General features: G+C 47.1%; 22 protein-coding genes. 4 read left to right on the top strand and 18 right to left on the bottom strand.

From position 1 onward, the window contains the following. Positions 1 to 20 precede the first annotated feature (20 nt). From VC28_RS02710 to pgi, 10 genes are all read right to left on the bottom strand, one after another. The gene (locus VC28_RS02710; protein WP_049629293.1) at positions 21 to 215 is read right to left on the bottom strand and encodes a Trm112 family protein; all 195 of its coding nucleotides are present in this window, start codon (positions 213 to 215) and stop codon (positions 21 to 23) included. 90 nt (positions 216 to 305) lie between these two features. Beyond that, positions 306 to 2,162 carry a C13 family peptidase gene (locus tag VC28_RS02705; protein ID WP_082191378.1) on the bottom strand — a complete coding sequence of 619 codons (1,857 nt, stop codon included), beginning with the start codon at positions 2,160 to 2,162 and terminating at the stop codon, positions 306 to 308. Between the two features lie 29 nt (positions 2,163 to 2,191). Further along, positions 2,192 to 3,007: a M23 family metallopeptidase gene (locus VC28_RS02700; RefSeq protein WP_231591623.1), complete on the bottom strand. Its 816-nt coding sequence runs from the start codon at positions 3,005 to 3,007 to the stop codon at positions 2,192 to 2,194. A 76-nt stretch (positions 3,008 to 3,083) separates the two neighbouring features. After that, complete coding sequence (gene pyk, locus VC28_RS02695; RefSeq protein WP_049629291.1) at positions 3,084 to 4,529, bottom strand: pyruvate kinase; 1,446 nt, start codon at positions 4,527 to 4,529, stop codon at positions 3,084 to 3,086. Between the two features lie 11 nt (positions 4,530 to 4,540). Continuing rightward, complete coding sequence (gap, locus tag VC28_RS02690) at positions 4,541 to 5,548, bottom strand: type I glyceraldehyde-3-phosphate dehydrogenase (protein WP_049629290.1); 1,008 nt, start codon at positions 5,546 to 5,548, stop codon at positions 4,541 to 4,543. Between the two features lie 111 nt (positions 5,549 to 5,659). Next, the gene (gene eda, locus VC28_RS02685) at positions 5,660 to 6,292 is read right to left on the bottom strand and encodes a bifunctional 4-hydroxy-2-oxoglutarate aldolase/2-dehydro-3-deoxy-phosphogluconate aldolase (protein WP_049632116.1); all 633 of its coding nucleotides are present in this window, start codon (positions 6,290 to 6,292) and stop codon (positions 5,660 to 5,662) included. An 83-nt stretch (positions 6,293 to 6,375) separates the two neighbouring features. Continuing rightward, positions 6,376 to 7,086, bottom strand: coding sequence for a 6-phosphogluconolactonase (gene pgl, locus VC28_RS02680; RefSeq protein ID WP_049629289.1), 711 nt, complete (start codon positions 7,084 to 7,086; stop codon positions 6,376 to 6,378). Further along, on the bottom strand, positions 7,080 to 8,567 hold the full coding sequence (gene zwf, locus VC28_RS02675) for a glucose-6-phosphate dehydrogenase (protein WP_049629288.1): 1,488 nt from the start codon (positions 8,565 to 8,567) through the stop codon (positions 7,080 to 7,082). Before zwf ends, pgl begins: the two co-directional genes overlap by 7 nt. A 95-nt stretch (positions 8,568 to 8,662) precedes the next feature. Beyond that, positions 8,663 to 10,501, bottom strand: coding sequence for a phosphogluconate dehydratase (gene edd, locus VC28_RS02670; RefSeq protein ID WP_049632115.1), 1,839 nt, complete (start codon positions 10,499 to 10,501; stop codon positions 8,663 to 8,665). A 217-nt stretch (positions 10,502 to 10,718) separates the two neighbouring features. Next, positions 10,719 to 12,380: a glucose-6-phosphate isomerase gene (gene pgi / locus VC28_RS02665; RefSeq protein ID WP_049629287.1), complete on the bottom strand. Its 1,662-nt coding sequence runs from the start codon at positions 12,378 to 12,380 to the stop codon at positions 10,719 to 10,721. Positions 12,381 to 12,911: 531 nt separating this feature from the next. Between pgi and VC28_RS02660 the strand changes: the two genes are divergently transcribed. Beyond that, entirely contained in the window at positions 12,912 to 13,991 is a 1,080-nt protein-coding gene (locus VC28_RS02660) for a beta-N-acetylglucosaminidase domain-containing protein (RefSeq protein ID WP_049629286.1), read from the top strand. Here VC28_RS02660 and VC28_RS02655 read toward each other — a convergent pair whose 3' ends face one another. Next, positions 13,992 to 14,660 carry an alpha/beta hydrolase gene (locus VC28_RS02655; protein ID WP_049629285.1) on the bottom strand — a complete coding sequence of 223 codons (669 nt, stop codon included), beginning with the start codon at positions 14,658 to 14,660 and terminating at the stop codon, positions 13,992 to 13,994. Between the two features lie 238 nt (positions 14,661 to 14,898). Here VC28_RS02655 and ppnN point away from each other — a divergent pair, with 238 nt between their 5' ends. After that, complete coding sequence (gene ppnN, locus VC28_RS02650; RefSeq protein WP_049629284.1) at positions 14,899 to 16,311, top strand: nucleotide 5'-monophosphate nucleosidase PpnN; 1,413 nt, start codon at positions 14,899 to 14,901, stop codon at positions 16,309 to 16,311. A 303-nt stretch (positions 16,312 to 16,614) separates the two neighbouring features. Here the strand turns inward: ppnN and VC28_RS02645 are convergent, their stop codons facing one another. The 7 genes from VC28_RS02645 to VC28_RS02615 form a co-directional block, all read right to left on the bottom strand. Next, a complete protein-coding gene (locus tag VC28_RS02645) occupies positions 16,615 to 17,196 on the bottom strand; it encodes a DUF2214 family protein (RefSeq protein ID WP_231591622.1) in 582 nt (193 codons plus the stop codon). A 514-nt stretch (positions 17,197 to 17,710) separates the two neighbouring features. Next, positions 17,711 to 18,247 carry a tRNA adenosine(34) deaminase TadA gene (tadA, locus tag VC28_RS02640; RefSeq protein WP_255355997.1) on the bottom strand — a complete coding sequence of 179 codons (537 nt, stop codon included), beginning with the start codon at positions 18,245 to 18,247 and terminating at the stop codon, positions 17,711 to 17,713. Between the two features lie 3 nt (positions 18,248 to 18,250). Then, positions 18,251 to 18,526 (bottom strand): DUF1653 domain-containing protein, encoded by a 276-nt coding sequence (locus VC28_RS02635; protein WP_049629283.1) that lies wholly within the window; start codon positions 18,524 to 18,526, stop codon positions 18,251 to 18,253. Further along, on the bottom strand, positions 18,527 to 19,735 hold the full coding sequence (locus VC28_RS02630; protein ID WP_049629282.1) for a CaiB/BaiF CoA transferase family protein: 1,209 nt from the start codon (positions 19,733 to 19,735) through the stop codon (positions 18,527 to 18,529). A gap of 139 nt (positions 19,736 to 19,874) precedes the next feature. Further along, the gene (locus VC28_RS02625) at positions 19,875 to 20,852 is read right to left on the bottom strand and encodes an NAD(P)H-quinone oxidoreductase (RefSeq protein WP_049629281.1); all 978 of its coding nucleotides are present in this window, start codon (positions 20,850 to 20,852) and stop codon (positions 19,875 to 19,877) included. Next, the gene (pdxH, locus tag VC28_RS02620) at positions 20,852 to 21,496 is read right to left on the bottom strand and encodes a pyridoxamine 5'-phosphate oxidase (RefSeq protein ID WP_049629280.1); all 645 of its coding nucleotides are present in this window, start codon (positions 21,494 to 21,496) and stop codon (positions 20,852 to 20,854) included. Before pdxH ends, VC28_RS02625 begins: the two co-directional genes overlap by 1 nt. 110 nt (positions 21,497 to 21,606) lie before the next feature. After that, positions 21,607 to 24,957, bottom strand: a complete 3,351-nt coding sequence (locus VC28_RS02615; protein ID WP_049629279.1) for a CPBP family intramembrane glutamic endopeptidase — start codon at positions 24,955 to 24,957, stop codon at positions 21,607 to 21,609. Between the two features lie 264 nt (positions 24,958 to 25,221). Here VC28_RS02615 and mobA point away from each other — a divergent pair, with 264 nt between their 5' ends. Beyond that, positions 25,222 to 25,845 carry a molybdenum cofactor guanylyltransferase MobA gene (mobA, locus tag VC28_RS02610; protein ID WP_049629278.1) on the top strand — a complete coding sequence of 208 codons (624 nt, stop codon included), beginning with the start codon at positions 25,222 to 25,224 and terminating at the stop codon, positions 25,843 to 25,845. Positions 25,846 to 25,916: 71 nt separating this feature from the next. Continuing rightward, positions 25,917 to 26,303, top strand: coding sequence for a VanZ family protein (locus tag VC28_RS02605; RefSeq protein ID WP_049629277.1), 387 nt, complete (start codon positions 25,917 to 25,919; stop codon positions 26,301 to 26,303). The last annotated feature ends 12 nt before the right edge of the window (positions 26,304 to 26,315 follow it).

Here is a 26,315-nt window from a genome sequence, read left to right as displayed (position 1 = left end):
CGAATCTTGGGTATCCGCACTCAGGCGTGATGCTGTTCCTGTTCTTCCACGCTCAGTTTGCGCGCTTCATGCTCCAGCATCACCGGGATGCCGTCGCGAATCGGGTAAGCCAAACCACTTTCCCAACACACTAATTCCTGTTGCTCAGGGCGATAATCCAGTTCACCTTTGCTGACCGGACACACCAGAATACTCAGTAGTTTTTTATCGATCATGATATTAAGTCGCGGTTAGTTAAGCCGGGGGCGGTATCTTACACTGCCAGTTACAGCCCTGTCTCTAGAACCACAAATCTATAGTGACAATTAGGGTTTTAAATCGACAGAAACAGGGGTATCCAGACCCTGCTGCCACAGTTTTACCTGAGCAAGAACACTCGGATTGGGCACGATTTGCGGCTCGGATGCGATTATTTTTTGTTCTTTTTCCCAGGATTCAACCAAAGATTTAGCCTGATAAAAAGCTTGCTCAAAATCAACTCCCGGCTTAAGGGATTCTTGAAAATATGCCCGACCGAAATAGGTTGACAGACTATCATCCGCACAACCAAAAGAGGTTTTATCGGCTGATGCAGCAGTCATGATGAGTGAGTTTTCATCCTTCAAGTCATCGATAAACCCTCCTGAATAACAAGCAGAAAGTACTACCACTCGATGTTTGATTCCGGTTGCTTTCAACTGACCAGCCAACCATTGCGAATCAATATCTGCCAGCTGCAACCCATTGTGATGAAGTGAAATTTTTTTATCTTTTGAACCATGGCTAGTGATATACAAGAAAAAAATATCATTCTCTTTATCCATGCGCTCGGCAATACGCGCAATAGATGCGCCAATACTCGTTAAGGTCGCCATAGGCCTTTCATTTAATGAGCGTTGGCTATTGACCAGATAAATGGCTGTTGCACGATTTCCATATTGAGCACTGAATAAATTTTCAATTATTTTACTCTCGCGACGAAACACCTCTTCAGTTCCATAACCCGCAACAACCAAACTGTATAACTCGATTTTTTCCGGATTAGATGCCTGCAATGAATTCAATGCAAGCGACAATTCATCAGCCTCTTTATACAGAGCGTACTCGGCAACTTCTTCCGGAGTAAAAATTTTAACTGCATCACCGCCATCAACCAAACGATCATATTCCCAACGTCCATCGATGCGACCAACGCCATCTATTGGAGTTTGGTAAATCAATATACCTTTGCCATGTTTTCTGCCATAAGAAAACTCTCCCTCATAAACATCGCCATTGCTAGCAATTAATTTTCCGTGCCCACTGTATTTTCCACCTTGAAATTCACCCGTGTATTGTTCGCCGTTTTTCGCTATGTAGTTGCCTTTACCTTCCAGCTGACCGTCTTGATACATTCCCTGCCAGTGATTACCTTCAGCATCGGTTTGCACTCCTTCACCATTGAGCAACCAGTCTTTGAATTCACCAACATATGTGAACCCATCACTACTGGTGTGAGAGCCTGAACCAGTAAAACTATCTGTAACAAAATCACCACTATATTGGTTTCCTTGTCCATCATTAAAAAGACCTTGGCCGTGCATTTTTCCAGCGAAAAAATCACCGGTGTACTTTTCACCCGTAACGCGGCTTAACTCGCCTTTACCTTGAATAATTCCTTCAGCTATCTGGCCGATATAAATAGACTTATCCGCAAACACCCATTTGCCGTGTCCATGCATCTTATTTTTTTCAAATTCACCTTCATATCTGTCACCACGAATATATTTGAGAACGCCCCTGCCATGGAATTGATTTGCAACAAACCCGCCTTCATAACGGCTGCCGTCCGGATAAATCAGCAGACCATGCCCTTCCATTTGCCCGCGCACATAATCCCCTGTGTAAATACCGGAATGAGCCGATGTAAATGTGCCCTTACCATGCATCAATCCCGCTAAAAACTCCCCATCGTATTCATCGCCATTACTCCAACGCATGCGACCTTGTCCCTCCAACTGACCTTGTGTATTTAGGTCGCCAACATAGGTTGCTCCATCTGCAAAATTAAGAACGGGAGAAAACGCAAATCGCAAGTCACGAAATGTTCCTTGTGTCGCCATCAGTGTTAACACAACACCCGTGCAAAAAGAAAAGGCAAGTAGAACCATGCGTTTCATATAAAATCCATTATCAACACTCATTAAAATTTACATACCAACAGCAACTATTTTTATTCTGCCGGCATAGGCGGTACGAGCAACTGCGGGTCAATGCGCTCCTCAAACCAGTTCATCCGCCAATCTAAATGCGGCCCCGTAGCGCGCCCGGTTTTACCGACTTTGGCGATTGGTTGACCCTGTATAATTGCATCGCCTTTTTTAACCAAAATTTTGCTGAGATGAATAAACGTTGATGAAAGACCATGACCATGATCAATAATTAATGTCCCCCCTGAAAAAAACATATCGGGATGAACCAATGTCACCACGCCACCTGCGGGTGCTTTCACAAGAGTGCCTACAGGTTTGGCAATATCAACACCATAATGTGGAGAGTTAGGAACACCATTGTAAAATCGCTGGCTCCCATAAACGCCTGTAACAGGCCCAATAAGTGGCCATTCAAATTTCTGCGTAAAAAACATAAGAGGCAAATCACTTTTGCGCGCATCAGCTGCCATTTGCGCCTCGCGTTTTGCACGTTCAACTTGAGCTGGATCTGGTTCTACCGTCTGCTGCGGAACACCTGTCACTTTTTGAGTTCGGTAAGTACGTGACTTCACTGTAAACCGATGTTCACGACGAACGCCTGCGCTATCAATAGTAATGAGAGTTGCTATTTTGTCTGCGTCGCGACCTAGCCCAATCACAAATTCACCCGTTGGCGAAATGCGCAATAGTTTATTGCGATACTCCACTGACATACCCTGTGGGACTTTACCGATAATCACACCTCCCTGCTGCCATTCGCCAGTTACTTCCAAAGCAGTGGAGCCCATACTTACTAGCATGGAAAAGAGACATATAGCAATTTGTGGCAGCTTCACAATTAGCTCCTGAAAAAGGTAATTTTTGGACAAAAAAAACGGCAGACAAGCTGCCGTTTTTTCTTTTTCGCCACGATTATTTCATCGTTTCATCAACGCGCAAAATCTTCATGGTATTTGTACCACCCAGCAATGTGGTATCGCCGCTGGACACAATTACCAAATCGCCATTCGCCAAGGTGCCTTGTGCCTTGAGCATCGCGATTGCACGCACAAAATCATCTGCGCAAGGTGCGCTGTTAGTATCAAATGCAATAGGCTGCACTCCGCGATACATAGCCACTTTACGCTGAGTGCTCACATGACGGGAGAATGCAAAAATCGGCAACTGTGATCCAACGCGCGACATCAAGCGCGGCGTACTACCAGATTCAGTAAAGCAAATAATGGCTTTAACACCGTCCAAGTGATTGGCAGTGAACATAGATGCCAATGCGATAGACTCATCAACGGAACTGAATGCTTGATCCATGCGATAGTTATCAAAACTCGCCGTAGGATGTTTTTCAGCACCGAGAATAATACGCACCATTGCCTCAACCGTTTCAACTGGGAAGCTACCCGCTGCAGTCTCTGCAGACAGCATTACCGCATCAGTACCATCCAGCACAGCGTTAGCAACGTCGAATACTTCCGCACGTGTTGGCAACGGGCTGTTGATCATCGACTCCATCATCTGGGTTGCGGTGATCACAACTTTGTTCAGCGCGCGTGAGCGAGCAATGATGCGCTTTTGTACACCAATCAATGCTGCATCACCAATCTCTACGCCCAAATCACCGCGAGCAACCATCACCGCATCGCTGGCCATGATGATGCTATCCAACGTCTCATCATCTGCTACTGCTTCGGCACGTTCAACTTTGGATACCAAACCTGCACGCCCACCAGCTTCTTGCATCAGTTTGCGCGCATAGTTCATATCTTCTGCTGAGCGAGGGAAAGATACAGCCAAATAATCCACATCAATTTCTGCTGCAGTTTTAATATCAGCAATATCTTTTTCAGTCAGTGCAGGCGCAGTCAAACCACCACCTTGACGGTTGATGCCTTTGTTGTTTGACAAAGGACCAGCCACTTTAGTGGTAGTGTAAATACGAGTGCCTTCGATTTTGTCGACAGTCAGTACAACACGACCGTCATCGAGCAACAAAACATCACCGGCTTTACAATCGTTCGGCAATTCTTTGTAATCAATACCTACTTGATGCTGGTTGCCTTCATCGCGCCCCAAAGCAGCATCCAAAATAAATTTGTCGCCTACTTTTAAATGAATTTTGCCTTCAGCAAAACGTGCAACACGAATTTTTGGCCCTTGCAAATCACCCAACACTGCTACAAAACGATTATGTTTGGCAGCAAGTGCGCGTACGGTTTCTGCACGACGCTTGTGATCTTCCGGTGAGCCGTGGGAAAAATTCAAGCGCACAACGTTAACGCCTGCGAGAATCAAACGCTCAAGCACTTCCGGTGATTCAGAAGCAGGCCCTAAAGTACTGACGATCTTGGTACGTCTTAACATGATGGGCTCTCTTATTTAGCATTCATCAGGGCAATGGTGTTGTCCAACATACGGTTAGAGAAACCCCACTCGTTGTCATACCAGCTCAATACTTTTACCCACTTGCCGTACACTTTGGTTTGCAATGAGTCGTAGTTAGATGAGTGAGGGTTGTGATTGAAATCGACTGATACCAACGGCTCATCAACATATGCCAATACACCCGGCATTTCTTTTTCAGCGGCTTCTTTCATTGCTGCGTTGATTGCCTCAACAGAGACATCCTTTTCTACCAACACGTTCAAATCAACCAGAGATACGTTGATGGTTGGAACGCGCACAGAAATACCGTCCATTTTGCCTTTCAATTCTGGCAATACCAGACCTACTGCTTTAGCAGCACCTGTGGTGGTCGGGATCATTGATTGGGTAGCTGAACGCGCACGATAGATATCTTTGTGGAATACATCGGACAGCACTTGATCATTGGTGTATGCGTGGATAGTTGTCATAGAGCCTTGCACAATGCCGAACTTATCGTTCAATACTTTAGCAACAGGAGCCAAGCAGTTAGTGGTGCAAGATGCATTTGAAATAATGGTGTCAGTGGCTTTCAACACATTGTGATTCACACCGAAAACAACGGTTGCATCCACATCGGTACCAGGAGCAGAGATAATGACTTTTTTAGCACCTGCAGTTAAATGTGCGCCCGCTTTTTCTTTGCTGGTAAAAATACCGGTACATTCGTAAACCACATCAACATTTAATTCCGCCCAAGGCAATTTGGATGGATCGCGCTCAGCGGTAATACGAATCGCATCACCATTAACGAACATTGTGTCGCCTTCGAATTTCACAGTGCCATTAAATTGACCGTGAACAGAGTCGTATTTGGTGAGATGCGCATTGAGGTGGGCATCTCCAAGATCGTTGATACCAACGATTTGAATTTGGCTGCGCTTGCCTGATTCATATAGTGCACGCAGTACATTGCGACCGATACGACCGTAACCGTTAATTGCCACTCTGATAGTCATTACATTCTCCTAAGTAAACTTTCGCTGATTCTTTTGCTGTATAGGCACAATGCTGTGCCCTTGTAAGTTAAAAACACAGGGGCGCAATAATTGCGCCCCTGCTGGACCTAGTTAGCGCGGCAGGCTGGCTGCTTCGCGGGCAAGACGCTCAATTTCATCCCAGCGCCCTGCTTTCATCAATTCTTTTGGTGCCATCCAAGTACCACCTACGCAATGTACGTTAGGCAGCGCTAGATAACTTGGTGCCTTGGCCAGATCAATACCGCCAGTTGGGCAGAAAGTAATTTGCGGCAATGGACCGGCGATTGACTTCAACATTGGCACACCACCGGCGGCTTCTGCAGGGAAAAACTTCTGGTGAGTGAAGCCTTGAGTGTACAGATTCATCGCTTCCGTCGGCGTTGCAACACCAGCCAGTAAAGGTACAGGCGAGGCTTTCGCCGCTTCAATCAATGCCGGTGTAGTACCTGGACTTACCAAAAAGGTAGAGCCTGCTTTTACTGCTTTCTCCAGATCTGCTGGAGTAATAATGGTACCGGCACCGATAACAGCATCGTCCGGTAAAGCTTCTACCATTGCAGTAATGGCATCTAGCGCACAAGGGGTGCGCAGAGTAATTTCCAATACTTTCAAACCACCGTTATAAAGTGCTGTCGCCAGAGGCACAGCATCCTCAATGCGCTCTACCACCATCACCGGTACAACTGGTGCTACTTTTACAATTTGATCAATAGTTAAAGCCACTGTATGTCCCTCGTTCATAAAAGAGGTTCGTAAAAAACCTTCACCTGAAAAAAATAAAGGTTCGCTCAATAATTTGGTAACAATCAAGGTGCCCAGTAAATGCTTACCGGAACCAGTTGCTGCTGTAACACCGCACGGATAGGCATTTCTTTTACATCGGTTCCAGCCTGGGCAGCACGCAATACGGCAAGCTTCTCATCACCAGTGATTAACAACACCAGTGATTTGGAGCGCAATAGTCCAGCCAAAGACAAGGTCATACGCTCCACGATAGCACCGGTTACTTCGCTTTGTTTTGCAATAATCGCTGCGCAAAGTTGAGCGGAATCCGGATTAAGCGCCTCATCCAAGCCTTGCGCATGAGGAAATAATGATGCTGTGTGCCCATCAGATCCCATACCCAAAATTGTGATGTCAAATGGCTGAGCCAATTGCTGATAGGCCGCTTCACAATCAACCAAACCTTCTGCCGCAGTTTCAGCAGAGTTTTTCATACCCACTAAATTCGCTACTGCTGCTTTGTTCTGTATCAGATGTTTTACGGTGAACGCTTCGTTGCTTTTATCATGACCAAAATCAACCCAACGCTCGTCAACCAAAGCAACATAAATAGATTCCCAATCCAGATCAGAGTGACTCAATGCTTTATACAAAGGTTCTGGCGTACTACCGCCAGACACCAAGAACGTAGCTTCGCCACGCTCTTCAATCGACTGACGCAGCGCCGTTTCACATTCCGCTTGCAACGCCGCAATCATATCTGCGCGATTATCGAATAAATGCTCGGTTACCATTCCTGATCAGCTCCCGATAAAACTTCATCAATCGAGAACCAGCGACGACGATCACTTGCCATCAATTGTGCAGATGCTTGCGGACCCCAACTACCTGCCATGTAACCGTGCGGTTTATTTTCAGGGCGCTGCCATGCTTCAATAATCGGATCAATCCAAGCCCATGCAGCATCAACCTCAGCACGATGGATAAATAAACTTGCATCACCTGCGGCGGCATCAAGCATCAAACGCTTGTATGCATCTGAGTAGAAATCTTTGTAGGTGTCAGCGAAATTTAAATTCAGCACAACCGGACGCAAATGGGTTTCATGTTTTTCAAGATCTTTGGAAACCATGATAATTTTGATGCTCTCTTCCGGCTGCAGGCGGATGATGAGGCGATTAGGTGTAGCAGCGCCTGCCGACTCAGGGTACACGCGGTGGGCAACATCTTTATATTGAATAACGATTTCTGCAAAACGCTGCTTCATGCGCTTACCTGTGCGCAGGTAAAAAGGTACGTTTGCCCAGCGGGAATTATCGATGTACGCACGGATTGCAACGAAGGTTTCCGTGTTGCTCGCCTGCCCCAATTCTTCCAGATAACCTGGCACTTGTTTGCCATCCATCTCGCCGGCAACGTATTGTCCACGCACAGTATTGTATTTAACGGTATTGCCCGTCAGAGGACGCAAATTCTCCAGCACTTTTAATTTTTCAGCGCGAATACGCTCAGCAGTCATTTTGTTAGGTGATTCCATCGCCACCAGACACAACAACTGGAGGATGTGGTTTTGCACCATGTCACGCAGTGCCCCAGCACCATCATAGAAGCTGGCACGACCTTCCAGCCCAACTGTTTCTGATATGCTGATCTGAACGTGATCGATTGATTTTGCATCCCACAAATGCTCGAACATGCCATTGGCAAATCGCAATGCCAGCAGATTTTGAACGGTCTCTTTACCCAAATAGTGGTCAATGCGGAAAATAGCTTCTTCACGGAAATATTCAGCAATCTGACTGTTGATTTCTTCTGCCGTTTTCGCGTCGTAACCCAGGGGCTTTTCAACAACAACTCGCGCTTTGTCGGTAATCAAATTACATTCATGCAAGTGTTTGCAGCAAATACTGAATACAGACGGAGGAGTTGATAGATAGAAAACACGCTCGCTATTGCCACCATTGTTCAACAGTTTTGCCAGTGCGTCCCAATGCTCATCTTTGGTACCGATATCAACGAATACCGGAAATAAACGTTTGGCAAACTCATCCCAATCAGCTGCTACAAACTCATCAGCATTCAGATGTTTTTCAGCCGCTGCGCGCACTTTATCTTTGTACTCGGTGACCATTTGGGTATTGCGGCAAGTCGGGATAATACGAGCACCAACATGCAGGGAGCCTTCGCGATGAGCCCGATACAAGCCGGGAATCAATTTGCGCAGAGCCAAGTCGCCTGCGCCACCAAAGATGACAAAATCAAATGCGTCGAGCATGAGGAGTAATCCTGTTCGTGAATCTTGATAGTGGTTTTAGTTGTTTAGAAACGAAGACCCCGAACACAGGTCCGGGGTCGAGATTTAACGGTGTATCACCAATTAAATACAGTAGCTCCTTCTTCGGCCAAGCCCACAGTGGCACGTAACGGAGCAAATAATTCACGCCCCATACCGTAGTGGACAGCCGATAAATCACATTGCGCTGGTTGGCGGGATTTCAACTCATCTTCACTCACCAAAACCTGAAGCGTACCCGCCTCAGCATCCAATTCAATCATGTCGCCATCACGGATCAAACCTATCGGCCCATTATCCAGAGCCTCCGGTGTCATATGAATTGCTGCTGGAATTTTACCAGACGCTCCCGACATGCGGCCATCAGTCAAGAGTGCAACCTTGAAACCACGATCTTGCAGTACCCCCAGAGGTGGAGTCAGCTTATGTAACTCGGGCATTCCACAGGCTTTAGGCCCCTGGAAACGAACGACAGCAACAAAATCTTTTTCCAATTCACCGCGTTTAAATGCAGCCTGCAACTCTTCCTGACTATGAAATACGATTGCCGGTGCAGTGACTTTACGATGATCCGGCTTAACTGCAGATATCTTGATCACTGAGCGACCTATATTACCTTTCAATAATTTCATTCCACCTTCAGGAGCAAAGGGTTTGGCAACCGGGCGCAGAACTGCATCATCCAGACTTTCCTGCACAGCTTCGCGCCATACCACTTCGCCATTTTCCAAAAAAGGCTCTTTGGTGTAAGCCGCCAATCCAGTACCGCCCATGACTGTTTTGACATCATCGTGTAACAAACCGGCGTTGCGCAGTTCACGCATCAAAAAGCCCATACCACCAACAGCCTGGAAGCGATTAATGTCAGCAAGACCATTCGGGTAAATGCGGCACATAAGTGGAATTATATCTGAAATGTCAGACAAATCCTGCCAGTTAATTTGCACACCAGCGGCTCTGGCAATCGCAACAATATGCATCGCATGGTTGGTTGAGCCGCCGGTTGCCATTAAACCTACGATACCGTTAACAATAGACTTTTCAGTGACTATGTCCGAGAGCGAAACAACCTCATCACGAGTGATACGTGCCAATTGATGGACAGAAGCGCGAGTTAAGGCATCCCGCAGCGGAGTATAGGGATTAATGAATGTACTTCCGGGTAAATGAACCCCCATAATCTCCATCAGCATCTGATTCGTATTGGCTGTACCGTAAAAAGTACAAGTACCTGCACTGTGGTAAGAGGCACTCTCAGCAGCCAATAGCTCTTTACGCCCCACTTTACCTTCAGCAAACAACTGGCGCGCCTTGGCTTTTTCAGCATTCGGCAATCCTGGAGTCATTGGCCCTGCCGGGATAAAAATAATAGGCAGCTGGCCGAAAGAGAGCGCGCCCATCATCAGGCCGGGGACGATTTTGTCACACACCCCCAAACAGATAGCACCATCAAACATATCGTGCGAAAGTGCAATTGCTGTACTCATGGCGATCACATCGCGACTAAACAGCGACATCTCCATCCCCGGAAACCCCTGGGTCACGCCATCACACATCGCAGGTACACCACCCGCCATCTGCGCAGTCATACCCATTTCTTTGGCTGCAGCTTTGATAGGTTCCAGATATTCGCCATAGGGAACATGAGCCGATAACATTTCGTTATACGCACTTACAACACCCAAATTAGGGGCCTGCCCCTCCGCCAAAGCTTCTTTATCCGCACTATTACAGGCAGCAAAACCGTGCGCGAGGTTGGCACAACCCAAATGATGGCGAGCAGGACCTTTGCTACGAAATTTATTAACGCGCGCAAGATAGGCGGCACGAGTATCGCGGCTACGGGCGATAATTCGCTCGGTGATAGCAACAAGTCTTGGATCTGTATTGGGCTTTACAGCTGAAACGTCTGTCATGTGAATACCATTGCTCTTAGGGCTATAACCTACCGCAAACCATAGATTTGCAACCGAGGTGCTCAACTTCGTACACCAACCGAAACAGGATTTTAAGCCTGTAGCAGGCAAAGTTGCCCACAGCGGTTGTGCATCCTGCGCCGGGTTCATTGCCCGACGCTTTCAACTTCTAATCAGTTAATCTAACTGTCTGAGGCAACGACCTGCCTCGAAACAGTTACACGCTTTTCGCGCGCTTATAAAAATCAATCAAGTTACGCGTTGAGGCATCGTGCTTGGCATTAGTCGCTTTGCCGGTATCCAACTCAGGCTGTATACCCGCAGCAAGTACTTTGCCTAACTCAACCCCCCATTGATCGAAGGAGTGAATACGCCAAATGATACCTTGTACAAAAATTTTGTGCTCATAAAGCGCAATCAATGCCCCCAGTGAGCGGGCATCTACTTTGTTTAGCAGAAAGGTATTGGTGGGGCGATTACCGCGATGCACTTTGTGCTCAACAATCTCTTCGATACGCTCGGCACTGACACCTTTAGCTGAAAGCTCACGGCGCACCTGATCCGCATCAATACCCAACATCAAGGCTTGGGTCTGCGCAAAGAAATTAGCCATTAGCGCATCATGATGCCCTTCAACTGACACAGTCGGCGCAATCGAACCAATGAAATCAGCCGGAATAATATCCGTACCCTGATGCAACATTTGATAGAAAGCATGCTGTCCGTTGATACCCACCTCACCCCAGACCAACGGCACGCTACCATAAGTAATTTGCTCACCGGCCCAATTAACGGACTTACCATTACTTTCCATTTCCGCCTGCTGCATGTAGGCAGGGAAACGATGCAAGCATTGGTCATATGGCAGCAACGCATGAGCAGGATAACCAAGGAAATTGCGATTCCAGACCCCTACTAACGCCAACATCACCGGAGCATTTTCAGCCAACGGCGCTGTTTGGAAATGTTGATCCATCTCATAAGCGCCTTGTAACAGCTCATCGAATAACGCATAACCGAGGAACAACACAATTGGCAAACCAATTGCGGACCACAATGAGAAGCGCCCACCTACCCAATCCCACATATCGAAGATATTTTCTTCTGCAATTCCAAATGCAGTTACCAGTTTGCGGTTGGTGGAGACTGCTACAAAGTGTTTGGCAATCGCAGCCTTGTCGCCCGCTGCCGCCATAAACCATTGCTCGGCAGTGCGGGCATTGGTCATAGTTTCCTGAGTGGTAAAAGTTTTGGAGGAGATAACAAACAGCGTCGTTTCCGGATTCAAACCGGCCAACACTTCAGCAATCTGCACGCCATCGATATTGGATACAAAATGCATGTTAAAACGTTTATCGCTGTAATCTTTGAGCGCTTCACACACCATGAGCGGGCCGAGATTGGACCCCCCGATACCAATACTAACAATGTCAGTAATCGTTTTACCGGTATAGCCAGTCCAAGCGCCCGAGCGCAACTTCTCGCTCAACTTGCGCATGCGTTCCAGCTCGGCATTAATGGCCGGACGCGCATCAGAACCATCGATGATAATTGGCTTGTCAGACTTATCGCGCAAGGCAACGTGCATAACAGCGCGATCTTCCGTTGCATTGATATGCTCAGCCGCAAACATCTTGCTGCGCCAACCTTCAACATCAGATTCTTTCGCCAACGCCAAAAGCGCTGCTTTGGTTTCATCGGCAATCAGATTTTTGGAGTAGTCGAACAGAAAAGAAGGAAGCTGCAGGGAAAATTTATCAAACCGCGCATCATCGGCTGCAAACAAATCTTTCAGATGTTGGGGCTTCATTTGCGCCGCATGGGCTTCAAGGGTTTTCCAGGTAGGCAAGTCGGTAGGACGCACAACAGGGTTAGTCATTTCTACTCCACAAACAAAAATGCATTAGGTGCTATTCCTCTATGAGACGATGCACCTAAACAGGTGGTTGATTCCTATTTCAGCTTCTTTTTTGTTGTCAGGTCTGCGCCTTTTAATTAACAACTGCGGTGAAGCCATCCGCAAAATGCCATTACCGTTCGGGTTATTGCGACCTTGGCAAGAGACGAGAGCCCAAACAAAGGCCTGCCCGACCTGCTCGCATCTTTTACATTACTGAAAACTGGACACCATGAAAAAGGAAGGATAACCTTCCTACAACATTTCCAAGTTGCGCGAGACCATCCTAGATTTTATTAATTACGCGCAATTCAAGCTTGAAATGAACGACTGCAAATAAACGCACTCGAAAGATATGCCAGACCTTTCTCTCTCCAGATACGCAAAAAATAGTGTAAATAATGCGAATTTGCCCAGCACAAAAAGGCCGCTATGATAGGCAGATGGGTTTTTGGTGTCAATTCACGTGCTGCGCCCTACCGAATCCAATTAACGCCACAGAAACAACCCTCTATGTATAAAAACCATTCAACATCGTGCGGCATAATCGAAGGTTTTTTTGGTCGCACCTGGAGCTGGGAAGACCGCAAAAATTACGCACAATTTCTTGCGCAGCATCAGTATGACTTTTACATCTACGCACCAAAAAGTGACAAAAATTTACGGCGCGAATGGCAAACAGACTGGCCGGAAGAAACCAAAGTGCATCTTCGGGAGTTGCGGGAGGTTTACCGTGATCAACAGATCAGTTTTGGTATCGGTTTAAGTCCGCATGAAATTTATCTGGATAATTCACACGACCAACGCAACCAACTCGTAACACGTATTAAAGAGATCAATCAGCTGGAGCCCGACATACTGTGCATATTATTTGATGATATGCGCGGTGACATCCCACATCTCGCCCAAATCCAGATTGACATCGCCCATCAAGCAGCCGATGCAAGTACAGCTAAAAAAATTATTTTTTGTCCGACTTACTACAGTTTTGATCCTGTTTTGGAAAAAGTATTTGGTCAAATGCCTGAGCATTACTGGCAATCATTTTCCCGGCATTTGGATAAAAGCATTGATATGTTTTGGACCGGAGAAAAGGTCTGCTCATCCAATTACCCTACTTCGCACTTGGACACCGTGGCAGAATTACTCGGCAGAAAACCATTTTTATGGGACAACTATCCAGTTAACGACAGCGCCGTAAAATCCAATTTATTGCAGCTGCGCGCATTCGATCAAAGCCATCGCCTACTCAACGGAAAATTAGCCGGCCATGCGGTTAACCCAATGAATCAACCTTGGCTTTCACAATTACCTCTTGCCAGCTTGCCGCTTGCCTACGAAAACCCGCATACATACAACCCAACGCTGGCATTTACGCAGATTACAACAACATTGTGTGGGGAAAAATTAGCGCAACAACTGGAACAAGATCTTCATTTGCTCCAGGATCAAGGCTTAAAAAAGTTAACAGATAATGAAAAAATAGAGCTGCGCGCACGCTATCAGCAATTTACTAATAATCATTACGCGCAAGAAATTATCGACTGGTTAGATGGAAAATATGAATTTGACCCTGCATGCCTTACGGATTAATTATTTAATCAATACCGTCTGAAACCAACGCGACATGGCAGCAATTTGCGGGAAGCATACGGTATGTTCCATTGGATAAGATTCGAATTGCACATTGCAACCACGCTCTTGTAAAAAGTGATATGCACGCTGCCCCAACACTTCAGGGACCACAGGATCTGCGCTGCCGTGTTGAATCAAAATTGGAATATTTTTATTTGCAGACTGAATTTCCACACAGGAAGATGTCGCAAAATAACTCGATAGGATTAACAACCCAGCGAGCGGCTTATCGCTAGTCAGCCCTGCATGGTAGGCGACGGCACCACCTTGGGAAAACCCCACTAGAATAATATTTTCACTTGCAACACCGCGTTCAATTTCGCGATCAATCAACAACTTCACTGCATCTGCGCTCGCGATTAATTGCTTTTCATCTACACGGCGATCGAGATTCATTTCCAAAATATCGTACCAGGCAGGCATAACGTAACCACCATTGATGGTCACTGGCATGCTCGGGGCATGAGGAAATATAAAGCGTATTGATAGCGTATCGGGCAAATGCAACTCAGGCACCAAAGGCGCGAAATCATTGCCATCTGCGCCCAAGCCATGCAACCAAATCACGCTCGCGGTAACAGGTAATTGAGGCTGGGTGACCTTTTCAACACAAGGTAAATATTTCATAACAACTCTCTCGCGAATATGTGCGGCCATGTGTGATTATGTAAAACGATACACACTTCTACGGCACAGATTTTGTTTAATTTTTGTGCAAATCATTAGCCTATTTGTCATCTTGATAGCAATTACACATTTGGGCAAGTCTCTGCTCAGGCATAACAGCCAAAATAACACTACACTTGCATAAACAGCTAAAAACCTCGCTAACAGAATCACTGCATCGACGATGCTAAGGACCAATATGAGCAACTTGAATCCCAATGCACCTATCTTTCATGAATCGGGCGCATATAAAACAGTCAACGCACTGATTTCTCCGCTCGACCAATTAAATGTACTTTCCAAAGTTGAAGTCGCCAAATTACTCGACTCCAGCCAAAGCGGCCTTTATAAGCTATTCCGTAACTGTTCACTTGCCGTACTTAACACAGGTAATGACCTGGATGATGGCAAAGAACTTTTGGAGCGTTACAAAGATTTTGATATCAGTATTGTGCAAGAAGAGCGCGGTATAAAACTCGCTGTAAAAAATGCACCTGCAAATGCATTTGTTGATGACAAAATGATCCGCGGTATTAGCGAGCATTTATTCACCGTGCTGCGCGATGTGATTTATAACAATGATGAGCTAAATGGCAATCCCAAATTCAGTATGCACACATCGGAAGGAATTACCGATGCCGTTTTCCATATGCTGCGCAATGCCAATTTATTGAAAGCGGGATTAGATCCCAATCTAGTCGTTTGTTGGGGTGGTCACTCTATTAACCGTATTGAGTACGACTACACCAAGGAAGTGGGCTATCAATTGGGGTTACGCGGTTTGGATATATGTACTGGCTGCGGTCCAGGTGCAATGAAAGGCCCAATGAAAGGGGCAACCATCGGGCATGCAAAACAACGCATCAATAATGGTCGCTACATAGGTATTACAGAGCCCGGCATTATTGCCGCTGAAGCGCCAAACCCTATTGTGAATCAATTAGCAATCATGCCCGACATTGAAAAACGGCTTGAAGCATTTGTAAGGTTAGGGCACGGCATTATTGTATTCCCGGGCGGAGCAGGAACTGCAGAAGAAATTCTTTATATCCTTGGATTGCTGTTACATCCTGACAACAAAAATATTCCGTTTCCACTGATATTTACCGGCCCCGAGAACTCGGCTGAATATTTCTCACGCATCGACAAATTTATTGGCGATACCTTGGGCAGTGAAGCGCAAGCACATTACAAAATCATTGTTAATGATCCCGAAGCTGTTGCACAAGAAATGAAAGAAGGCATTAAAAAAGTACGCGAATTCCGCAAACAAAGTGATGATGCCTACTATTTCAATTGGCAATTAAAAATCAGCCCGGATTTACAGCAACCGTTTATCCCTACTCACGAGAACATGCGAAATCTGGAGCTTCACAAAAATCAACCTGTCAACCAGTTGGCAGCCAATTTACGCCGTGCGTTTTCAGGCATCGTAGCCGGTAATGTAAAAGAGGAAGGTATTTGCGCAATTGAAAAATACGGCCATTTTGAATTGCATGGCGATTACGAAATTATGCATCCTGTAGACGAACTGCTTGAATCCTTTGCACGTCAAAACCGGATGAAATTACCAGGTAGAGCCTATATCCCCTGTTACAAGGTTATAAAGTAATCTATTACATAGATTATTCAGCTATAGGTTGTAGTCAATGTCTCACAAAAAGTAGCGACTTTTGCGACTATTCCGCCGCCAGCTCCAGACGCATAATGGCTACATCAAGGAAGTAGACAATGATGTGATCTGGCCAGGCAAGGTCAATGGATGCGCCCACCTGTTAGGGACGCGATGTCGGACGACATCAAGGGACTGCACTAGCGCAGGAGGAAAGGCGGTCAGGGATTCGAAAGGAAAATCGACGCTAATTGACTACTTCTACTTAGGGATAGTATTTGTACGGGGGCGCTTATGCGCCCCCTACTCATTTAGGGAACACGAAAAATCCATTGTTTTACGCATGCTGCGCAACACCTCCCCCGCCACAATAAAAGCACCGACCAATACCAATCCATATATCGCCATCACAAAACCATAGTTGGCGGTGTAATTCCAAGGGCGCGCGATCCCCAGGTAACAAGAAAACAACCAGGACACCGATGAGATGGCTCCCGTCAGCACGACTAATACCTGTGTTAACGAGGGCTGCCCGAGCAATCCGTGAGCTGAGATAACACGAGGGAAACTGAAGTAATGTAGAGCTATGCCGTTGAGTGTCAGAATCATTACCACGGTAAATTTGGCCCAGAGCTTTTCATTTTGCAGATACTGCTGCGGATCCTCCATGTACCCGACCAGCACAAGTGCCAAGCCAGAAACCCATAAGACTACCAACGCGATAGACACCAGATTGGCGGCTTTTACCAAATCGTTTATGACGTCGGCCGAAAGACTTTTCCCTCTTGTTTTGGCTAATGCCATATCTTGGACTAGCAGGACACCTACCGCTACACAGGCGGCCAATAGATGAGCATATACAATCAGTGTTTTTATCATCGTCATTCGCGCCTTTTTGTTGTCTTATAAAACGCTTTACCCGTAATCGCACCACTGAACAGGTATAGGTGTACACCTCATCCTGAACATCGGAGCGATACAAAACATCGAATAACAACTGGGTAATAGGAATGAAGGGCGGACTTGTTGCAATAGTTGCAAAAAGTAACCCTTGATCTTGCGTTCTCTTCTGCGGCACTAGTGGTTGCAGCACCTGCTATTGCATGGCGCTAACGGCAATACTTTATTATTGTAAATAATTTTCTTATATTTCAAAAATTGTATACCAAATTGAAAATATCTTTCTAGCCAAATAATAAGAAATTTTCCTGGAAGGCTAATATTTGACTCTAGTGAAGCACAGAATGAGAGAGGAACAGGACGAAGAATCAATAAATACTATCAATAGCTCACCCTCAAAATAAAAATACAATAACAGTGAGCTATCAATCGATAATAAGACGAAGTCGTTGAGCGCATGAGCCTGCACTCTTGAATGACGCGGAAATTGCGATGGAGGTTATGACTCCGGTTTGGCCAGTTTTTGTTTACGTTTTTCCTCACGGCGATAAGCAAAAAACTGGCTGAGCTGATGCTGGCACTTATCGGCCAAAGCCCCCCCGGCATACTCAATACGATGATTGAAGTGCTCGTTATCCAATAACCTTGCCTTACTCACCACAGCGCCAGCTTTGGGCTCAGTGGTACCAAACACCAGCCGCTTGATACGCGCATGAACCAACGCGCCAACACACATTGTGCAAGGCTCCAGAGTAACGTAAAGCGTAGCGCCCACTACGCGATAATTCTGGATCTTCGCCGATGCTTGGCGCAACGCAACAATTTCCGCGTGTGCGGTTGCATCGTGCAGGGAAATGGGTTGATTAAAACCTTCCCCGATGATCTGGTTATCGGCCACTATGACTGCTCCCACAGGAACCTCGCCCAATACTTCACCTTGCGCAGCCAAACCAATGGCGTAATCCATCCAGCGAATATCGTCCGCAGATAATGCATCAAGTTCCGCTGCATTATTTTCAGCTTGATGATCAGTCACAAGTTATTTCTCTACCGTTTCCGACAAGTAATTGAATTGTTCTGCCGCCGTCAATTCCCGCACAAAACGAAAGCGAGGAATGGTTTCACCCGCGAGTTCAACAGTTTCAGTGAACATCTCCAGTGGACGAACCCACCATGAGTAATCGCCATACAAACAGCGATAAAACACTAACGGCTCGCGCGTTTCACTGTGATGCGCGACCTGAAAAACAAAATAATCATTACCTTTGTAATGACGATACAATCCACTCTTTAACACATCTTGCATCAATGACATTTAAATTACACCCGCTGATTTTAATGCGTGAATTTTTTCAGACGATAAGTTCAACACCGATTGTAAAATTTCTTGCGTGTGACTGCCCACATCGCCACCCGGCCACTCAGTACGACCCGGTGTATTTTCCAACTTTGGCAAGATAGCGGGAATTTTTAACGGCTTGCCATTAATTTCCACCTGCTCAAACATTCCACGCTGATTAAAGTGTGGATCAGCAAACATATCCTTCACATTGTAGATAGGTCCCGCAGGAACACGCGCGGCTTCCAACAATTGCAAAATATCATCCGCGTCTTTACTCATACACCATGCAGCGAGTGCATTGTCAATTTCCAAATCATGTTGCACGCGACCCGCATTGTTTGCCATGCGCGGATCAGATGCCATTTCCGGATGCCCCGCCACTTCCATCAACCGCTGAAAGATTGAATCGCCGTTACCACCAATCACAACGTATTTTCCATTTTTACAACGATAGGTATTTGTAGGCACTATGCCCGTAACCGTTGTTCCCGAAGGTTCACGTATAACACCAGCGCCAGAAAATTCCGGCACCACAGCTTCCATTAAATTAAACATGGACTCATACAAGGCAACATCGACCACCTGGCCTTTACCTTCGGGGTTTCTTTCGCGCTCCAATAATGCCAATGCAATTCCCAGTGCAGCGTGAATACCGGAAATCGTATCGCCAATACTCAGATTAGGCCGCACAGGTGCCTGATCTGGAAAACCATTTACGTAACGGAATCCACTCATACCTTCGCAGACTGATGCAAACCCCGGCTTACTTGCATAAGGTCCTGTTTGCCCGTAACCGGAAATACGCGCGTAGACAATATCAGGGTTGGTTTTTTTTATTTCCTCTGGTCCGAGCCCCCATGCTTCCATTACTCCCGGACGAAAGTTTTCAATAACGACATCCGCACTATCAATTAATTGTCGTGCGATTTGTTGGGCTTCGGTTTTTTTTAAATCCAGCGTAATGCTTTTTTTATTGCGCCCGATACTGCGCCACCAATGCGATGTCCCATTTTCCAATACACGCCAACCGCGAATAGGGTCGCCTTCCAGCGGTTCGATCTTAATTACCTCTGCACCGAAATAACCCAGCATGCATCCAGCAAAAGGGCCTGCAAGCAATTGGCCAATTTCGATAACGCGAATACCGTCGAGAGGACGACGGGTTTGTGAAATATTTGTCATTTTTAATTTCCTTACGAAGCACTTAGCTCATTCAATTGAATGCACTATATAAAGACCGTATGAGGCATAAATGCCGAATCTAGCCTACAGAAACGTATTTACGGCGTGTCTTGCATAGTGAATGCAATCGAATGGGCTTTCACTGTAAATTAAGAATAATTTTCCCAATATGCAGATTCGACTCCATTCGCGCATGAGCCACTGCAACCTGCTCAAATGGAAACACCGAATCAATAATCGGTTTTATTTTTTGTGCATTCAATAATGGCCATACCTGTGCTTCCAGCTCAGCGGCAATGTTCGCTTTTGCCTGCACGGATTGCGCGCGCAGCGTTGAGCCGGTCAAGGTTAAGCGTTTTAACATTAGCGGCATAAAATCGATTGTTGCTTTACTGCCCTGCAAAAAAGCAATATTCACAATACGCCCCTCTTTCTCAGCAGCTGAAAAATTGCGTTGGATATAATCGCCACCCACCATATCCAAAATGACATTTGCGCCCTGCCCATTCGTTTGCTCTTTAACAACCGTAACAAAATCCTGTTCACGATAATGAATAGCGACTGCACCAAGCGCAGTAATCGCCGCACATTTTTCCGATGATCCTGCGGTAGCAAATACGTTCACCCCCATCGCCTTTGCGAGTTGGATTGCGCAGGTACCAATGCCGCTGGCACCACCATGAACCAACAAGGTTTCACCGGCTTGCACATGTGCACGTTGAATCAGGTTGTGCCACACCGTGAAAAAAGTTTCCGGTAAAGCAGCCGCTTGAACGTAAGAAAATTGATCAGGTATAGGTAGGCATTGCCCAACTGGGGCTGAAACGTATTCAGCATAACCACCGCCATTTACCAACGCACACACGCGGTCGCCAACCTGCCATTTTTTTACGTCAGCACCGCATGCAACCACTTCACCCGCCACTTCCAACCCCAAAATAGGCGATGCATCAGCAGGCGGAGGATACAACCCCTGACGCTGCAAAATATCCGGCCGATTGATACCTGCAGCGTATACGCGAATCAATACTTCATCTTTTTTGGGTGTTGGCATTTCGCCTTGGCTAACAAACAACTGCGAGGCGTCACCGGAATTTTTTAAGGCGATAAATTTCATCAGGGTTCCAAACGCTGGATTTTCCATGAGCCATCTGTTTGCAAACTGTATTGCATGCGGTCGTGCAAGCGCGCTGCACCGCCCTGCCAAAATTCAATCTGATGTGGTCTAACACGAAAACCACCCCAAAAATCCGGCACCGGAATTTCGCCTTTGGCAAATTTATTTTTCATCGATTCAAATTGCTGCATCAATAGCGCGCGCGATGAAATAGGACGGCTCTGTTGGGATGCCCAAGCACCTAATTGGCTATCGCGCGGGCGGGTGACAAAATATTTCAACACTTCTGTTTTGGATAATTGCTCGGCAACGCCACACACTTTCACCTGTCGCTCCAAAAAATACCAGGGAAAATGCAAACTGATTTTAGGATTTTGTTTTAAATCCTGCGCTTTACGGCTGTTTAAATTGGTGTAAAACACAAAGCCTTTTTCATCCATATGCTTGAGCAATACAATTCGCTGTGATGGCTGGCCGGTTTCATCAACTGTCGCAACCGTCATCGCATTCGGATCAGGAATTCCGGATTCAATAGTCTGCTCCATCCAGCGCTGGAATTGCTCAAAAGGACTCGCTGCAACATCGGTAATATCCAATCCGCCTTGCGTATATTCCCGGCGAAAATCCTCCAGTTTTAATTCCATAAAATATCTCCACCAGATTTATCGATCTGCGTTATATAAACGCCCACGCGCGCTCAAAAATAAAAAAGGCACTGAATGCAGTGCCTTTTTTATCAACCGCTGCAATCAGCTTATTCTAACCCACGACGATACCAATGCCGGAGCAAAACATAAGATAAACCAACGCAAACGGCGCAGCTTAGTAAGCCATGCCATAAAGCGCCGGGGTAGATGGCTGTTGTCACCCACAGCTGTTGTAAGGCAATAAGGCCGCCCATTAGCGCAAGCACTACGCCCATCTGTTGCCGACGGATCAGGATAAATGCCAACCACACAGTTGCAGCAGTAAAAAGCTGCTCGGCGAAGGTATTGATGAATGTGCGGCTCGCCATAGATGAACACAATAGCCACACCAACACCGTTGCCATCACCAGTGCCCAACGCCAGGTTTTGGTGAGATAACGCGCAAAACCAACCGCCACAATAATCAGCAATAATTTCGGGAAAACACCTTTGAACCCATTGAGTATCGCGGTGAGCCAAGGCATGACGGTCGCCCAATCCGCTGAATAAGGCGTTGGTGTCCAACTTGCGGGCACGACAAGATCGATAAGCGATTTACATCCCATCAGCCCCAAAGCCAGAAGACTGCCAAGTATAAAATCGCTGTTCAAATTTGCCCCAACCCTTGGGCGCTCGCCGTGGATAACCTGGGCAACCAAAAACACCAATACCGCAAGTACGCTGGTGGCAATACCGACCCCGAATAGCAGCATGCCCACCTGCATCCACCAACCCATGGTCGTTTGGAAGCTGGCAAACGCCGGATCGCTCCATAAAAGAGTGACGCTCATATTGGCAATGGAGACAACCAATATCCACGGTAAAGCCGCCATAAAGCTGAACTTGCTGCCCGCTGCGCGGCGGAAAAAGCAGATCAACGCCATGCCTATTAGCACTAACAACGCCACTTTGGAAACGATGTTGTAAGGCTGCTGGCGCGATGATTCTTCGCTCTCTGTGCGTTTCCATTCTTCAGGAATATCAATTGTGCGCACATAGCTGGTGACCTCATCGCCAGCCAGCTTGATGATAATGGCTGCGCGCGCACCTTCGTGATCGTAAGCGCCCTTATCGAGATAAGTGACCACCCAATCGCTGCGCGCCGGGCGCAGTGTTTCCTCGACTGATTTTTCTTCCAGCGAGGAGAGATCTCCCCAGCCCTTTTGAATAATCCATTCCATGGCTTTGCTAACCGCCTGTTCACGGCTGAGCTTCGCTCCTGCGCGCCCTTCCGGTAATTGATGTACCAATTCATGCAAGCGGCCGTCGGGATAAAGCCAGGCCTGCCACTGCTCGGAGCGCTCTTCAACCGGGCCATCAAACTTGCGCCAGGTGATAACCCAGAAGGGCGTATCCAGATATTGGCCAATCAGCCCCTGCGTTTTTTCTTTTCCGGATTCGCGCCAGACAAACTCCAGCGGCTGCGACCACCCACCATAGGTCGTTGCAGTACGATGCCATTCGCCTTCCAGTTTCACACCGCGTTCCGCCAGATACGCCTCGGCCTTTTCTTGTGCTTGTGCACGATGGATTTCATAAGCTGGCCAATCCAAGCGAGGGGTTTTGGTCAGATTTGCCGCGAACAACCCAATAGCCACTACCGCAATTAACCCAATCCACAAGGGCTTGATGACCAATGCTGAACCTGCTGCTTGTGGCTCAGGGGCAACCTCTTCCACGTTGACGGGCACCACGGCAACAGGCACACCATTACGCCATTCACTACCCAAGGCTTGCCATTGTCCGCCGCGCACTTTCGCCCAGAGTAATGCAGCAAGCGGTGCGATGCCTGCACCAATCACCAGCGCACGGTCGATCCAGAGACTGGAGTCTTCAGCGATAAAAATCGGCAGACTCATGAGCACCAGATCGTATTCAAAGTGGGTAATCATGCAGATCGCCAGACCAAAACGCAGGTACACCAAACCAAACACGATGGCGGGAATAAACAGTTCGATCAAGCGACTATAACCAGGAAGATTGGGATAGTTTGCATGGACACCGGCAAATACCAGCGCCTGCACTATCAAGGTGACGATGACCAACTTGTTGCGGATGCCGTAGTGGTTGCCAATCAGTACGGCCAGCGCCAGAGGAATCGCCCGGAATAAACACTCCTCCCAAGTTCCAGCCTGCAAGGCAGTAAAAATAGGTGCTAAAGCTGGCCGCCAACTGGCGAGGATATTGGGGTCGGAATCCATCCCTGTTGGTTGCCACCATCCCAACACTTTGGTGCTGAACCAATAAAACACCATCGCATACAACAGAAAGAACCCTGTCCATGCGAAGCCACCCAACACTCGGCCTAAAATATCGGGCGATAACGTCTCTTTGCGGAACATATCCCACAGGCGAGGGTGATCGGCAAACGCCATACGGGTCAAACCCTCGGCCACAGCATAAATGGTCGCAAAGGCCAAACTGGCGACGAATATCACCCCACCCGCCTGCGCTAGCTGTTGAAATAGAAAGGTCTGCGCCGAGCTGGTTGTTTGGTAGCCCATCCACGCCATTGGCATATTGGCCAAGGTCGCTGCTCCCAAACCGGCACCCACTACCAAGGCAGGCCAAAAGGCTTTGACCCATTGCAATTGATGGCGGCGAAACAACCAAATACCACCGCCAACCAATCCGCCCAAACCGAACAGTACCGCCATGATGTAGGCGGAAATCTGGCTGATCTGGGTGTTTAACGCACGCATCTCACCAAAGCGCTGGTCGAATGCCTGGGGGATATGCTTGAAAGTATCCACCGCAACCAGCCGATCACCCGCGACTTTTAACTCCAGCCGAAAACGCGCCTCGCCCACCATTAACGTGGAATGTTCGTAGGTGAAGCTGTAATCCACACGGCCAGATGCCTGACGTTTTTGCTTGGTTTCGAAGGTTTTATAAAGATCAAAGCGCTCGCCCATAAAGGCACGGGCCCCCTCCTCTGCCAATGCCCGTGCTGCAGTTTCATCCAAAGCTGCACCGGGTGTTTTCTCTGCAATCAAATAAGCAAACGAAATAGGCTCGCCGCGCGGGCTAAAGGCGGTAATCAGCTCCTCTTCTTGCCCCGGCGCAAAACTGCGGACCTTCCAGTAGTGCGTCACTGCATCCAATTGCGGAATAAGCTCTTGAACCTTATCGGCACCACCCGCTTCTAATTCGACATAGTTTTGCAAACCGCGATCGCTCACAAAAATGACGGCAGAACGCTCAGTTTTTAAATCGGGAAATTGGTGCTGCTGGAATTGCCTGGCTGAAGATACAGCCTGGTCACGTGAAAATTGGATATCAACACTCAGACCCGGTGCTGCGACAAACATCAATTTAATTGCAGCAATTGCTGCGATAAGTGACGCGGCTAAAAACACTGTCCAAAACAACGGAGACTGCCAGGATAGCAATCGATGGGTAGGGGAAACTTGCATCATCCATTATCCTTATTCATTTGTAATTTTTAGGTATGTTGCCGCGGTAATCCATAGTCTATCCCGCAGACAAGCACCGCGAATCCTAGCGATAAATCGCGCCAAGGGATAGGCTCTGATGAAAATCTAACCTTGTTTCACAAAGAGGTAGTGGTGATGCAACTGTCCAGCAGTTAAACTAGTCACCATGCACTTAAGATGATTAATGCGCCAAATAAGGATCAAACGGCGTATTAATCCAACCAGATCCTGACGTAGTAAACATTTATGAGTATTTCCGAATCTGTTGTCGGCGTTATTTTGGCCGGAGGATTGGCGCGCCGTATGGGGGGAGGCGACAAATGCTTGCTCCCTCTGGCAGGCAAGACATTGCTGCAAAGGACGATTGAACGCGCCCAACCCCAGGTAAGCAAACTCTTACTCAATGCCAATGGCAGCAGCTTGCGCTTTGCCCGCACCCGTTTACCGGTAATCCCCGATCTATTCCCGAATAACCTCGGGCCTTTAGCCGGTATCCACGCCGGGCTGTGCTGGATGCAAAACGATAACCCCGACGCCGAATGGCTGGTAAGTTTTGCCTCAGACACACCATTCTTTCCCACCGATCTGGTTGAGCGTTTATTTACAGCTGCGAATACCCACCATGCACAATTGGCGGTAGCGACAGCCAAAGGGCGTAGCCATCCTATTTTTGCACTCTGGCATGCTTCTTTAATCAGCAAAATTGCAGGGCAATTAGAGCAAGGGAGTATCCCTCGTCTACAGGATTGGATTGCGCAACAAAAAATGGTTGAAGTCGATTTTGAAGCAGAGGCTTACGATCCGTTTTTTAATATCAACACACCGCAGGATTTATACGCAGCGGAACCTTTGGCAGCACAAATCAAATAACCTGCAGCGCGACACATCGCCCATTTAACATCAAGCTGTTATGCTCCCATCCAATATTTAAGGAGCCCACTATGTTTTGGCGATTGTTGTGTGTTGCGCAGTTTTATTGTTTGCTTGCCATATATACCTACCTTGGTTTAACCCCTCACCCTGAAAACTCAGTACCTGTCTTCAATGATTTACTCATGCATTTTGCAGGTTATGTTATTGCAGGCATTTCAATTAGCTTTGCTCGTCCACTATGGCCAATCTGGCAACGCGCTGTACTGCTGATTGCCTACTCTTTTGCTATTGAAATCGGCCAATATTTTAATCCACCACGCACTTTCAGCCTGAGCGACATGCTAGCCAACAGTGGCGGTGTACTTGTAGGCTTGGTAATTGTTTTGGTGTTGCAAAAATATGTACCCGTTTTTTCCAAACTTCTTTATTGGAATACACCCTTAGTGAAAAATTAATGCAATCAAAAA

The organism is Cellvibrio sp. pealriver (assembly GCF_001183545.1).
Classification (GTDB): Bacteria; Pseudomonadota; Gammaproteobacteria; order Pseudomonadales; family Cellvibrionaceae; genus Cellvibrio.
This window is presented reverse-complemented; position numbering and strand designations above follow the sequence as displayed.